Raw genomic sequence first — 14,253 nt, 5'->3', positions numbered from 1 at the left:
TTACTGCTTTCACGCCCTATTTTTTTAGAAGCTATAAGTGATGTTACCGTAAATAAAACGGCCATCTAAGCTGTATGGCGCAAAGCCACTATAAGGGAAAATTTGGTTGAAATCGCTGTAACCAATATTACTTACAGTATCTTGAGGGTACTGATCAAAAAGGTTGTTGGCGCCTAATGCAAACTTCCACTGCTCATCAGGGCGGTAAGCCACTTCTAAGTCAGCAATCCATTTAGCATCAAGTACTTCATCACCATCTTCACTGCTTGCAGTGTCAACTACTTCACCATAACGAGTTGCTCGTAATGTCGTTTGGAAGTTTTCATAATCCCATGTTGCAGATAGGTTCCATTTATCGGCTGGCGTGCCTTTTTCAAAGCGTGTGATTTCACGACGAGAGAAATACTCGTAGCTATCGCCAAGGGCTTCTAGCTCTGCTGGGTTTTCTTTAACATGTGTCACTTCGGTGTCGTTAAAGTTAACTGCTGCACTTAAGCGTAAATCACCATAGCTTTCTAAACCTAATGAGTAGGTCGCAACAATATCAACGCCTTGCGTACGTGAATCAATGGCATTAGTAAAGTAACGAACGCGCTGCGTATTTACTTCGCCCGCTTCGGCTAAAATCGCTTCAACTTCAGGGCCGCTTAAGTTTTCAGACAATACGATACGGTCGTCAATTTCAATGCGATACGCATCAAGGGTTAAGCTAAAGCCGCCTTGCGTAAAGATGAAACCCGCCGTCATATTAACTGACTCTTCAGCGTCTAAATCACGAGCTCCCAGTGCTTGCGCTGCTGGCTCATCAACAGGGAATAAACCCACTTCATTTGGCACACCATTTTCAAAAACAGTGCTTACTGATTTATAAGATGTTTGGGCAAGTGAAGGCGCTCTAAAACCTGTGCTAATTGCACCACGTAGCGACAGCGACTCGTTAATGCTGTAACGCGAAGCAAGTTTAGAGGTAAAGGTACTACCAAAATCACTGTAATCTTCAAAACGACCTGCTAAAACAAGGTTCCAATCTGTAGTTAGGTAAGTATCAAACTCTGCAAATACCGCAATGTTATGACGGCTTTTATCTGTTGCACTTTCTGGTGAGAAACCAGGTAACACTTGCGCGCCACCGGCAGCAACTGGGTTGCCATCGTCATCTAATACAGTGAGGTAAGAGGCTGTTTCACCTGCTTTGATTTGGTAGTTTTCGTGACGATACTCAGCACCAATCGTAACAAACACATCATCAGGTAAACCTAAATCTAGTGTGTTGCTAGCATCCATGTTCACCAAGTATTGTTCATAAACAAGCGAGCCATCATCAAATTCTGTTGGGCTGCTAACACCCATCGAGGTATTTAAGCTGTTGCTTACGCCAATACCAAAATCGTTGCGACCATAATTGGTGCTTACATCCCAAGCCCAATCATTGGTTTCGCCATTTAGACCAATTGCAAATGAGTAATCATCAACATCGGTATCAATTTGCGGTAAGAAACCGTCAGGATACACTTCAGTTAAGTTACGAGAATCTTTGGCGCGACGATAAAAACCACCTGAGTTACCTTTACGGTTTGAGTAACTTGCAAATGAGTAAAGCGACAGCGAGTTATCAAACTCATAACCTAGGTTATAAAAAAGCGCGAAGTCTTCGATATCGGCTTTACCAAAGCGGTGGTTATAGCGGTCGAAATCAAATTCACGCGAATCTAAATCGCCATTTTCATCACGGCTATATTGCTCACGCGCATCAAAGCCAGAGCGATTTGTTGGCTCGTTATTACGTGACTCAATTGACACGTTAATAAAGCCATTATCGCCTAGTGCAAAGCCCGCATTAGCACTTGCTGTACGCGTAATGCCGTCGTTTACTTCACGGTCGCTGCCAGTTTCAAAGCTTAAGTTGCCTTCGCTATCAGTTGTGGCGTTTAGTAGCTGAGGAGAGCCAGCCATTTGTGTGTCGTATTCACCGTATGTGTAGCTCACGCTACCGCCTTCATCGGCATCTTTTAATACAATATTGATCACACCGGCAATCGCGTCAGAACCGTATTGAGCTGCAGCGCCATCACGCAGAATCTCAACACGTTTAATTGCAGAAGTCGGAATATTATTTAGATCCACTGCCGTTGAACCACGGCCAACCGTACCATTTAAGTTTAATAATGCACCGGCATGGCGGCGTTTACCATTAATCAGAACTAATGTGTGATCAGGAGCAAGGCCACGTAAAACAGCCGGTTTAGCGTGGTCAGTACCATCTGCAATGGTGGCACTTGGGTAGTTAAAGCTTGGTAATTGTGATGCTAATACTTGGCTCATATCAAGCTGGCCTGTGCTTGATAGATCGCGGCTTGTTAATAAATCGACAGGCACGGTACTTTCAGAAATGCTACGAAGGCTACGGCGAGTACCTGTAACAGAAATAACTTCAACATCTTGAATGGTGTTGTCAGTTGTTTGCTCAGCAGCGATTGCAGTCACTGATGTAGCGAGTGTACTTGCAATAGCGAGTTGCAAAGGTACTTTTTTAAAAAATGTCATTGTTGGATCCCTTCTGACGTTGATTTCGCTTCGCAGTTTATCAATAAAAAAGGAACAAACAAATAACATAAAAGTATACTATATGATTATCTTAACAAGCTATTTAGCTCACGGTGTTTACATTATACTAACTTTGTTATGCGCTAATGCTGATTTTATTTCTGCCCTCTGTTTTTGCTCGGTATAAAGCAGTATCTGCTGCGCAAATTAATGCCTCTGAAGTACGGTATTGATTATTAAACTCGCAAGCAATTCCTTGGCTTACACTTATTCTAAAATCACTCGGTAAACCTATGTCAGTAAATGGCATGTTATTTACTTTTATTTGAATATGTTTAGCAATAGCTGCGGCTGTGTCTTTTTGACAGCGGGGTAATATAATGGCGAATTCTTCACCACCATAACGGGCTGCTAAACAATCCCGAGAAGGAAGTGACTCTGCGATTATACTGGCTACTTTTTGTAAGCATTTATCGCCTTTTACATGACCAAATCGGTCATTGAATAACTTAAAGTAATCAATGTCGATTAATATAGTGCTAATAGCTTGATTAGTTTGTACGCTTTCTTGCCAATGCTCTTTTAATGACTCTTCAAGGGTTAATCTATTTGCAAGGCCAGTTAAATGGTCAGTAGTAGCCTGTTTTATTAAGCGGTTATATTGCTCTTTGTGTGATGATAAATCATGTAATACACAAATAAATAAATTTTCTGCAACGGCAATATTTTTTGGCAGGCTCGATATACATAAATCCGCCTCAAGGGTTTTATTATCGGCGCGGTTTATTTTAACTTCGTTTGGCCCAAGGCTTATCGGCGAGTCTTTATGGTCTAACCAACTGAGTAGGGTATACATGTATTTATCACGGTCGGTGTCGTGTAGGTAATGTAAAATGTTTTGCCCGATTAACGCTTCTTGGTTGTCTCCAAAAAGCTGAGCCGCCATCGGGTTTGCAAATTCAAACGTGCCTTGACCATTAATGATAAACACTCCTTCAGGAATGTTCTGAAACATTTGGGCAATCAGCGCAAGTTGCTCTGAATTAATAGACTGCGCAAGTGCGCTCTTCGCTTCTGATTTAGCAGTGCTCGGTTGTTCATTTTTATTAGTAGACACGTTCGTTTCCTTTTTGCCGATGCAAACGATTTTGGTGTCTATAAAGTTACTTAAAAAAGTGCAAATTAACCTTCTGGTAATCTTCTGGTTTTAATCTGTTGTTTTGTAATGTAAAAAAGCTCCTAAGAAGGAGCTTTTTACAGAGGTATTTAGTCTTCTTTATCATTTTTTACTTGCGGGTCGGCACTTTCATAGCTTGTGCCATTGCACTCTACGATGAAAATCATACACGCAGTACCGCTATTATCATCTGTATCGGCAATCTCAATTGTTTGACCATTATCAGTGACTTTAAAGCTAAAGTCTTGCTTGCAATCACCCTCAAGGTTTGCAAATTTAGCACCTGTAAATTTAAAGCCAGCATCAACAGTTGCGTCATCAAGTGTATAAATACCGAGGCTGTTTCTTTCATTGACAGTACCGCCACCAGAAACTTGCTGACCGTCTTGGAAGTATGTGAATACAGCTTCATTTTCAGTGTTAAGTGTAACATTCACTGTAAAGTTGTAAGTTTGACTTTCGCTCATTGTTATTACCTTCTAGTTGTTTTTTATAGATCAAAGTTAGTAATACCTAACTCTATTAGTTTACTTTTAATTGTGCCTACCTCACTTTCTTTGTTTAAACAGGTGTAGGCTTGAATAAGTGGGTAAGTTCTTTTTATACTTTTATTACCATTTTTGTTTTTCTCAATTGTATTTATAGTTGCTTGGCAAAATTGTTGTTTTGCTATTTTGTCTTCAGCAAGCTTTGCTTTAATTAAGTTAATCTTTATTAGGATAGAGTTGTTTTCTATTTTTTTAGTATCAGATAGTCTCTCAATTAAGTCTGAGTTGTTTTCTAATTTTAATAAAAGGACTTCGGCTTCACTTAAAAGGTTTCGATTTATTAAATAATGAATGACATCTATTTGAATGTTTATTAAAGTTATATTTGAAAACCCTTGGTTATCAATGTAACTCAAAACATCTTTTACCCTTTCACTAGTTTTATTTTTATCTAACAGCATTAATTGGTATGCAAGCGTTCTGTAAAAGGTGCGTTGAAAGTTTTGATTTTTTGGATCTTGTATTCTTGCTTGATTAATTGCGTTGGTTGCTTTTTCTGCTTTTAAAAATGCCGCTCTCTTATTTGGGAAGTAGCTCAATAAAAAGCTTTGCTGCATATAAGTGTTTGCTAAATGACTTTGCAAACTTGCATCATTCGATGACGTTTTAAGCATGTTGACTAGCTGTTGAGAGGCTTGTTCAAGCATTTCGAGTGCAGCGTTTAAATTACCGAGCCTCTCTTCTGTGGTTGCAATCCAGCTAATGGTGTCTGTTTTATCGCGTAATAAATTTTTGTTATTAGGTTTAAGCTCAAGAGCTTGGTTTTTAAGTTTTAAAGATTCTGTAAAGCTCTGTTTTGCGAGAGCGTAGTTAAACTGCTTTATATACAGTGAACCAAGTGAATTGTGTGAGTAAGATAGCTCCATAATTGAATTAAAGTCATTGGGCGCTAACGCGTACATTTGTTCGCTGTACTCTTGATACCGTTTAAACCAAGGTTCGGTCGCATTGTAGTCGCTGTTGTCATAATGTAATTGCCCAAGCCAAAAAGCATTAGCCCCTGCGAGCATTAAAACATCTAGGTTGTTGGGTTGAATTTTTAGTAATGATTCTAGGCGCGTTCGTGCATTTTCAAAGGCAGTGAAGGCCTCGTCGGTTTTGCCGCGCGAGTAAGCGACTTCGCCCATGGCCTCTAAGGTTTGAGCGTATTGAAAACGGTTATTAAACTCGGCTTGTTTATCGCTAAAGTCAAACAGTGACGCTGTTTCTTCGTTTTGGTTGGTAAAATACTCAAGGGCTTTGTTGCTAATACCATCCAGTAAATCCATACGTTCAACGCTTCTGAGTTTGTCGGCAAATTCACCGACCATAAAGCCCAATAAACTTTCGGCCTCTTGGCGTTTTTGTTTTGCTATTTGTTCGGCGTGATAGCTGCGTACGCTCATAAATGTGGCAATAAAGGTTAAGCACACAAGTGCAGCCGCTGTTATTTGTAACACGCGTTTTTTACGTTTGGCTTTGTTGTTAGAGGCTTTAATTAACGCTTGTTCGTCACTCGATAAGCTAAACATAGGGTTTTTAACTAGGGTTTGTGCTTCTTGCAGCGGTTTGCCTTGCGCTAATAAAAAGTCACTGTGTTTATGCTCAATCAGCCAGCGCTCGGTAGCTAGTTGCACACGGCTTTGAATTGCTAAGCTTTGTTGGTGCTCTTTCACCCAATCTATGGCGCGTTGCCAATGGCGTAGCAGCGCTTCGTGAGCAAGGCTAAAACAGGCTTGTTCATTTTTAAGGTGTGATACAAACAAGCGGCTATCGACCATAGCCTGAACAAGCTTGGTCGCAGCAGGGCTGGTTAATTCGCTCCAATGTGCAGCACGGCTGGTGAGTGTTTCGCCATCTGGGTTTAAAGTGATCAGCTTAGAAAGAACTGTGGCAAGTTCAGTTTGTTGGTCTTTGGGTAATTGGCAAAATACCTGTTCGGCTTTTTGGCCGATGGCTCCTTCGATAGTGCCAAGCGCTTGGTATTCAGAAAACAATAATTCGTTGTCTGGGCTGCGCTGCAAGTAAAGCTGCTGCAAGGTGTATTGCAGCATTGGCAATGCATCAGGGTTATTGGCAGTATCGTTACAAAGTTGTTCATCAAGCGGTGTGTGATGCTCTGGGTGATGTTGCCAACTTAAGCCTGCTGCAAGTGCTGGCAAACGGATCATTTGCTTTAGCTCAGAGCGAGTTGGCGCTAATAAGTCAAAATGTGCGCCATTGGCTTTACCTGCCATTAAACTTGGTTGACTCACTACTTGCGGGTAAAAGTCATTACGACAGGCACTAAAAATGATCATGCAGCCACTTGTTGCTAAGCGCTCAATAAGTGCTAACAGCTGGTTGCGCTCGTCATCGCTAAATAGCGGCGATGACAATAGCACTTCGAGCCTGTCGATAAATAAAAATAGATAGGGCGTAGTGCGCTCTGCATTTAGCGCTGCAAGTGCTGCTTTACAGCGAGAAATAACCAGTTCTGGATCTGTTAATAACAATTCAGCCAACGCATCGGCGCTTATATCGCTAAGTACAGGTGCGTCGTTTATTTCTAAATCGAGCAAGGTTGAGGCTAAATCAAGCAGTAAGCGCTCTTTGCTGACATCGGCAAAGTCGAGTTGGCAGTAACTGTGTACTCTAATGCCATCGTAGCCATTACTCGACATTAAAGCGGGCAATACACCTGCGTTAACTAACGACGATTTACCTGAACCACTGGCTCCCAAAATTAAGCAAAATGCGCGACCAAATTCTATTTGAGCCGATACCCGCTGTAACAAAGTGGCAATTTGTTTGTTACGACCAAAAAACACATCGGCTTGCTCTGGTGCAAATGCACTTAAGCCAACAAAGGGCGAATCACCTTGCCAACTGGTTTGGCTGGCTTTTTGTTCTTCGTTGAGTGGAAAGTTGATTTCGGCAATAACCCGATAACCACGTTTACGAATGGTTTCTATGTAATGCGGATCGCTTGCTTTATCTTCAAAGGCTTTACGTAATTGGGTGATCACTTTATGCAGGGGATTGTCACCGAGCGCTACATTTGGCCAGCAGTGGCTGATAATTTCTTCACTTGTTAGTAGCTCACCTTGTTTTTCGCAAAGCAGCAGTAATACATCCATCGCCTTGGGTTCAAGATGCTTTGTTTGTTCACCGCGTCTGATTGAATTAGTGGCCGGAGTAACTTGCCATTCGCCAACGAAAAACAGTGCCGTATTCATAGTGTTATCTTCATTTTTATTGTTAGAAACGCAGTCCGATTGGACCGATTTTATATTAGATTACGGAATTCTTTGATTAATACAATATTATGAGATCAACAGCAAGCGCCTTGCCTTTTCTGACATTAAAAAATCATATTGATGTCGTGTATATAAAACTTTTTGTAAAGTTTGTTTGACTTTTTGTGTTGCTAGGTTAATCTTTAGTCAAGTTTACTTTACTTTCAAGGTGAGAATAATGAATCAAACAGGATTAACCTTTAAACAACGTAATAAGCAGAACACGCTAAACCTCGCTAAATGGACATCTGCATGGGTGATTACTTTAGCAATTGCCTCATTTGGACCACATTTTTTATGGCAAGAGCAGGCTGTTTATAGTGTTGTAGCAATCTTAATTAATGTCGTAGTTGGCATCATGATGATTTTATCGAACAAGCGACAACTACAAGGAATGGATGAGCTTCAGCAGCGTATGCACCTTAATGCAATGGCCATTACTTTGGGTGCAAGCTTGGTATTTGGTTTAGCTTATTCGGTGGTGCAATCAAGCGGTTTAATAAGCTTTAAAGAAGATATATCGCACCTCGTAATCTTTATGAGCTTAACCTATTTAGTGAGTCTTTTAATGATGAATAAGCAGTTAAACGACGAGGGCGAAGAATGAAAAACCGCTTGAAAGTGCTTCGTGCTGAGCACAACTACACCCAAGCGAAACTCGCAGAGCTTTTGGATGTGTCTAGGCAAACTATTAATGCGATTGAAAAAGGTAAATTTGACCCAAGTTTGCCATTAGCATTTAAAGCGGCGCGTTTATTCAACCTGAGTATCGAAGAGATATTTCAGGATGAATAAGCCTTCAGCCTTCAGCGATCAGACTGAGAGCTGAGAGCTTAAGGCTTACAGCTTTGTCTTTTCATTTGCATTGCACTTAACGACCACATTAAAAAACCACCTAAGAATAGTGCCGCCGAAACATAGCCTGTTTGACTAGGGAGTGCGCCTTCGGCAATAGCCATGCCGCCAAGCCAAGGGCCAATCGCATTAGCTGTATTAAACGCACACTGCACCAGCGCACCAATCATGGCGTGGCCTTGTGGTGATACATCCATTAATAATGATTGGATCACGGTACCTAAACCCACGCTAAAACCAATAAAGAAAATCACCGCGTATAACAGCCAAATATTATGGCTTGCGCTTACATAACTGGCTGCAAATACCACAGCACCAATCAGCGCAGCCCCTGTGGTTTTCAGCGGTGAGTGGTCGGCGGCTTTACCTAATACATAGTTACCTAAAGTACAGCCAATACCAAACATGATCATAGCAATAGAGATAGTGTAAGCAGGGGTATGGGTGACTTCTAAAATAGTGTCGGCAATGTACGTGTAAACACAAAATACACCACCAAAACCTATAATGATGATACCCAGAATGGTCCATACGAGCTTATTCTTTAATACACTTAACTCATCGAGAATCGATGTTGGCGCGGTATTTTTTACGTTAGGTACGTATTTCACAATCAATACCAAGGCAACTAACGCAAGTACAGCTGTGCCCGCTAAACAATAACGCCAGCTAAAGTTTTGCCCCACTAATGTGACCATGGGCACACCAACAATAGTAGCAATGGTTAAACCCATAAATACTTTTGACATAAAGCTTGCGCGTTTATCGGCAGGGGCAATGTCGGCTGCCAATAAAATAGCGGCGGCGAAGTAGGCACCGTGTGGTAAACCACTTAAAAATCGAAATAAAATAAGTTGCTCAAGTGAGTTTGCAAAAGCACTTAAGCCATTGAATAAAAACATCATGCTGACAAACATCAACAGTGCATTGCGCTTACGCATGTTGGCGGTTGTGATCATAAATAGCGGTGCACCGACGACTACGCCTATCGCGTAAGCACTGATGGCATAACCACTTTGCGCTGGCGTAGACGAAAATGTTTCGCTGATCAGGGGCAACATTGGCATCATAGAAAATTCTGATAGGCCTAAAATGAATGTGCCTAAAGCCAATACTATCAGAATGGTAAACGTGCTTGCGTTGCCTTGGGAGTTGGCTACGTTAGTCATGTAATTCCTTTAAAATAAATTTAAAAACAAAATAGATTTTTGATAATTGAAAATGCCAGTAACAAATACTTTGTTCTGGAGTAGAGATGTGTGCCCAGCGCTATTGTAATACAAATTGACGGGGTTGATACAGTACTTTTTGGAACGTTCTATATTTGTTTGCTATAAGAAAATAACCTGAACTTCTTAAGTCTTTGCTGTTCAAAATAAATACAGAGAAAAAGCCAACTATACTTGGTTAACTAAATTGGTTTAAAGGAGAGCGCAATGAAGAAGATATTTGCTTGTATCGACGGTTCATGCATGACCGATGCGGTGACAGAAGCTGCTATTTGGATTTCTAAGCGCTCCAGCCATCCAATTAATTTTCTGCATGCTTTAGAACCTCCTTTGCCGCAAGGCAGTGATGATTTAACCGCAATTATTGGTTTAGGTTCGCAAACCTCATTGTTAGAGCAATTGGCAAAACTTGAACAAGAGCGCAACAAAGTAGCGTCGCAGCACGGTCAATTATTGCTAGATGAAGCAATAAAAAAAGCCGAGCATGCAGGCTTAACTGAGATTGAGCAACAGCAGCTCCCAATGAGTCTTGTTGATGCTTTACTTGAACATGAAGACAATGCCCGTGTGATGATTATTGGCCGCTCTGGTAAAGGCCATTACGATGATTTTAAAGTACTGGGCTCGCACATTGAAACGCTGATCCGTCAGGTGCATACCCCGGTTGCGATTGTGCCACCGCAATTTCATGAGCCTACAAACTTTATGCTGGCTTATGATGGCAGCGAAAGTACCGACAAAGCAATTACACAAATTATCAATGGCGGTATTTTAGCCGGCTTAGATTGCCACTTGGTGATGGTTGATAAACAAGACGGTCACTGCCAAGACAAACTCGATACTGCCTCAGCTAGGTTGGCTGAAAACGGCTTTAATGTTAGAGCGCGCATGCTCGATGGCGATGTTTACCAAGCGCTGTGGCGATATAAAAGTGACCACGCCGTTGACTTAATGGTGATGGGCGCATTTGGTCACTCTAAATGGCGACAATTCTTTTTAGGCAGCACGACCTTAAAAATGCTTGAAGATAGCCGTATTCCTTTAGTGGTGTTGCGCTAAGTTATTTACCAGTGACAGGGTGCGACAATATGTCACGTGTTCAGACTAATTAATGAGTTTTATAATCGGCGTCATTAATTATTTGCTTTGATTTTAAAAGAGTTATGAACACGCAATCTTCTCGCCCTGGTTTTTTATTTTCTAAAATTGCTGCAGCACTTAGCTGTGTTTTAAGTATTTCGGCCTTTGCTGATGATTCTATTGAAGTGATAGAAGTACAAGGTCATGCCCAAAATAACCATCAATTAGTTGGCTCTGCAGACGCATTACTAAAAGATTTAGGTGTTGATTTTTCTGCGGCTGGAGGGGTGTCTAACTTGCCGGTGATGAACGGCATGATGGGCGATAGAGTTAAAGTTTTAGTTGATGGTGCTGATGTCACAGCAGCGTGTGCTAACCAAATGAACCCGCCACTCTCTTATGTGTCGGCAAACCAAATTGCCTCTTACAGTGTTGTTGCTGGTGTATCACCGGTAAGCAGTGGCGGTGATAATATTGCCGGTGTTATTAGAGTAAATACGATTGCCCCTGAATTTAGTGATACAGACTCAGTGAACTGGCGCGCAGGCTATGTTACTGCCCAGTATAAGAGAGTTAACGACAGCCAAGCATACGCGCTAGGTGCAAGCCTTGCGAGCAAACAGTTTAGCTTGTCTTACCAAGGCAGCTTTGAAGATGCGAACAGCTATGATGATGGGCATGGTGAGCGTGTACTTGATACCTTATATCGAGTGCAAAATCATGCTTTAACGGGCGCTATTCGTGATGATAAACAACAGCTTGTTGTTAAACTGACGCATCAAAAAATTCCTTACCAAGGCTTTGCAAATCAATACATGGATATGACCGATAACACCAGCTATGGTTTCGTTGCTCAGTATCAACGTGAGCTTGAAAGTGGTGATTTGCAGGTGCAAGTGAATGCGCATGATGTAAAACACGAAATGGGTTTTTTCAGTAATGAGAAAACCGGCATGATGCCAATGAATACCGATGCACAAGATTACAGTTATCAAGTTCATTGGCGCACTGATTTATCAAAACAGTCATCATTAATGCTAGGGCAAGAATATTACGGTTATCGAATTGATGATTGGTGGCCGGAGGTTGCAGGGTCAATGATGATGGGCCCAAATGAATACGTAAACATTAACGATGGCAAACGTGACCGCCTTGCTGCATTTGCTGAGTACCAAAACCAAGTAAACCAAGCATGGTGGGTGTCGGCAGGTGTTCGTATTGAGCAAGTCACCACAGATACAGGCGAAGTGCAGGCCTATAACGAAGGTGGCATGAGCGGTATGGCTAATATGGGCTCAATGATGGAGATGTCAAAAACCGACGCCCAAGCTGCGATGGAATTTAACCAATTAGACCGTAAACGTGACGACACCTTAGTTGATATTAGCTTACTTGCTCGCTATCAATTATCGAATAACGATGAGCTGCAATTTGGTTTAGCTCGTAAAAACCGCGCACCTAATTTATATGAGCGTTACAGCTGGGGTGTAGGTACGATGGCAACCACCATGATTGGTTGGTTTGGCGATGGTAATGGTTATATTGGTAACCCAGATTTAGAAGCCGAAACAGCTCACACATTGAGCTCTAGCTACACCAAACTTGCCAAAGACGATAGCTGGCAAGTAACGGCAAATGTTTGGTACACGCAAGTAAATGATTATATTGATGCTGAAGTGACTAAAAGCTTTAATCGCACTGACATGGCGCATACCAAGCGTAATATTCTTACCTTTACGAATTTAGATGCCACTCTTTACGGTGCAAAACTGGCGGGCTTGGTAGAGCTTTACAACACAAAGCAAGCAGGAAAGTGGCAGTTAAAAGGATCACTAACCAGTACTCATGGCGAGCGTGATGATAGCAATGAAGACTTATATCAAATTATGCCACTGCACACTGAGCTGAGCCTAGAGCACGAATACAAAGGCTGGCAAAACGCACTGAGCTGGCAATGGGTTGATAGTAAAACCCATGTTGATGAGCGCCGTTTAGAAAACCAAACCGACAGTTATCAGCTATTGGCTATCTCAAGTCAGAAAACGTGGCAAAATTTAACCTTTAAGTTGGCAATTACTAACTTACTTGATGAATATTACCAACAGCCACTTGGCGGTGTAAGCATTGCTAATTACAAGCAAGATATGAGTAATGGTTTTGAGCAACTTGCAGGGCAAGGCCGCTCGTATAATGCCAGTGTGAGTTATAGGTTTTAGAGAAAGCTATCAGCTTTCAGCTGTCAGTTTGAAGCTGAACGGTGTTGCTTACAGGTCTTTACCAAAGGCCTAGCTCGTAGGGGGGGGCTTTAGTGCCGAAAATATCTTCACAAAGAAAATGACGAGCTGTCAGCTTTCAGATTAAAAACCAGAGTTTCTAGTTACGAGAGTAAAGTTAGCGAGTCAGGTCACGTGTCCGATACAAATGTGAAATAAGCTGTCGTAGGCGTGAAATTTATTTCGCGCGAGGGTGCTTGTATTGTGTGATGGTTGAGACGCGCCAAGCAAGCGTGACGCCTACGGCTGATAACGGCGTGAAATTTCTTTTGCGTATTGCGCGATATAAAAATCGCGCCTACAATCTTTGCCTCGAAACTCGAAACTCGAAACTCGAAACTCGAAACTCGAAACTCGAAACTCGAAACTCGAAACTCGCAATCATTTTATCGGCAAATATATATCCGTTTGCAGGTCACATTCATCAACTTCATGGATGAGGTTGAGGTAATGAAAGAAGCAAGGGAAGTCTCTGACTTCTTCGCCGCTTTGCACCAGCCATTCACGGTATAAGTAGTAAACTGTATCGCTAATGGTGTCATGAGAGCCATTATGACGAACTACGGCGCAGCGTCCTGCTGGAATTTCACCATTTCGCACACCTTGCGGGTTTTCAGTAATCGGTGAGGTGATACTGCCTGCAAAGTCAAAACGAAATGCATGGTCTTCAGTGGTGGCCGGATCGCTATACGGGATCCCATATGTGTTACTGGTTTTAACAGGTGAAAAGCCTGATTCTTTTCGCCACTCAATAAATTTTGCAGCGGTATTCATCAGGGTATTAGCAGCGCCTAGGTGGGTTAATAAAGCCACCGGCTGTGCTTTAAAATCAATAATGTTTACATTCATAGGGCAAACCTTTTTGTCAGGTAATGAAAATTCAAACTGTGAGTGCCAATTAGGCCAGTTTGGTTTGCTTCTGAATTCGCTTGGCGATTGCGTAAAGGTGCGCTTAAAAGCACGACTAAATGCTTCTGGGCTATCAAATTGCGCTTCTAATGCAACATCAATAATTTTAAGTTGATGCTCAAATGCAAGTCGAAATGAGGCACGCTTTAAACGCGCAAGCTGCGCATATTTGGTAACGCTTAGGCCAACTCCAGCGACAAATAAACGATGAAAATGATATTTCGAACAACATGCCACCTCACTGAGTGTCTCCAGTGATAAAGGTTCATCAAGATGCTGGCTAATGTAGTCACAGACTAACTCAATGCGTTGTTGTTGCTTCGTTTTCATGGTTACTCGTTAATGCTTTTCAGAAGTGGGGCCAGTTTGCCATGGCCCCTA

At 41.9% G+C, this 14,253-nt stretch carries 10 protein-coding genes; 4 read left to right on the top strand and 6 right to left on the bottom strand.

The annotated features are described in order from the left end of the window. Positions 1-24 precede the first annotated feature (24 nt). From AN213_RS09150 to AN213_RS09135, 4 genes are all read right to left on the bottom strand, one after another. Positions 25-2,544 carry a TonB-dependent siderophore receptor gene (locus tag AN213_RS09150; protein ID WP_054560660.1) on the bottom strand — a complete coding sequence of 840 codons (2,520 nt, stop codon included), beginning with the start codon at positions 2,542-2,544 and terminating at the stop codon, positions 25-27. 136 nt (positions 2,545-2,680) lie between these two features. Further along, a complete protein-coding gene (locus tag AN213_RS09145; RefSeq protein ID WP_235575448.1) occupies positions 2,681-3,661 on the bottom strand; it encodes a GGDEF domain-containing protein in 981 nt (326 codons plus the stop codon). A gap of 149 nt (positions 3,662-3,810) precedes the next feature. Continuing rightward, a complete protein-coding gene (locus AN213_RS09140) occupies positions 3,811-4,188 on the bottom strand; it encodes a DP-EP family protein (protein ID WP_054560659.1) in 378 nt (125 codons plus the stop codon). Between the two features lie 23 nt (positions 4,189-4,211). Then, positions 4,212-7,466 carry a winged helix-turn-helix domain-containing protein gene (locus AN213_RS09135; RefSeq protein WP_054560658.1) on the bottom strand — a complete coding sequence of 1,085 codons (3,255 nt, stop codon included), beginning with the start codon at positions 7,464-7,466 and terminating at the stop codon, positions 4,212-4,214. A 238-nt stretch (positions 7,467-7,704) separates the two neighbouring features. Here AN213_RS09135 and AN213_RS09130 point away from each other — a divergent pair, with 238 nt between their 5' ends. Then, positions 7,705-8,133 carry a hypothetical protein gene (locus AN213_RS09130; protein ID WP_054560657.1) on the top strand — a complete coding sequence of 143 codons (429 nt, stop codon included), beginning with the start codon at positions 7,705-7,707 and terminating at the stop codon, positions 8,131-8,133. Next, entirely contained in the window at positions 8,130-8,321 is a 192-nt protein-coding gene (locus AN213_RS09125; RefSeq protein ID WP_054551820.1) for a helix-turn-helix transcriptional regulator, read from the top strand. Before AN213_RS09130 ends, AN213_RS09125 begins: the two co-directional genes overlap by 4 nt. Before the next feature lie 38 nt (positions 8,322-8,359). Here AN213_RS09125 and AN213_RS09120 read toward each other — a convergent pair whose 3' ends face one another. Beyond that, on the bottom strand, positions 8,360-9,550 hold the full coding sequence (locus tag AN213_RS09120) for an MFS transporter (RefSeq protein WP_054560656.1): 1,191 nt from the start codon (positions 9,548-9,550) through the stop codon (positions 8,360-8,362). 267 nt (positions 9,551-9,817) lie between these two features. Between AN213_RS09120 and AN213_RS09115 the strand changes: the two genes are divergently transcribed. Both AN213_RS09115 and AN213_RS09110 read left to right on the top strand, forming a co-directional pair. Continuing rightward, positions 9,818-10,669 carry a universal stress protein gene (locus AN213_RS09115; protein WP_055198382.1) on the top strand — a complete coding sequence of 284 codons (852 nt, stop codon included), beginning with the start codon at positions 9,818-9,820 and terminating at the stop codon, positions 10,667-10,669. Between the two features lie 104 nt (positions 10,670-10,773). Beyond that, complete coding sequence (locus tag AN213_RS09110; protein WP_054561980.1) at positions 10,774-12,906, top strand: TonB-dependent receptor; 2,133 nt, start codon at positions 10,774-10,776, stop codon at positions 12,904-12,906. A 438-nt stretch (positions 12,907-13,344) separates the two neighbouring features. On the opposite strand, the gene AN213_RS09105 is transcribed toward AN213_RS09110, so the two are convergent. Continuing rightward, the gene (locus tag AN213_RS09105) at positions 13,345-14,202 is read right to left on the bottom strand and encodes a GyrI-like domain-containing protein (protein WP_054561979.1); all 858 of its coding nucleotides are present in this window, start codon (positions 14,200-14,202) and stop codon (positions 13,345-13,347) included. Positions 14,203-14,253: the final 51 nt, after the last annotated feature.

This window comes from Pseudoalteromonas sp. P1-8, from assembly GCF_001399985.1.
GTDB lineage: Bacteria > Pseudomonadota > Gammaproteobacteria > Enterobacterales > Alteromonadaceae > Pseudoalteromonas.
Note: the sequence above shows the minus strand (reverse complement) of the source record. Positions and strands in the feature narration are given on the sequence as shown.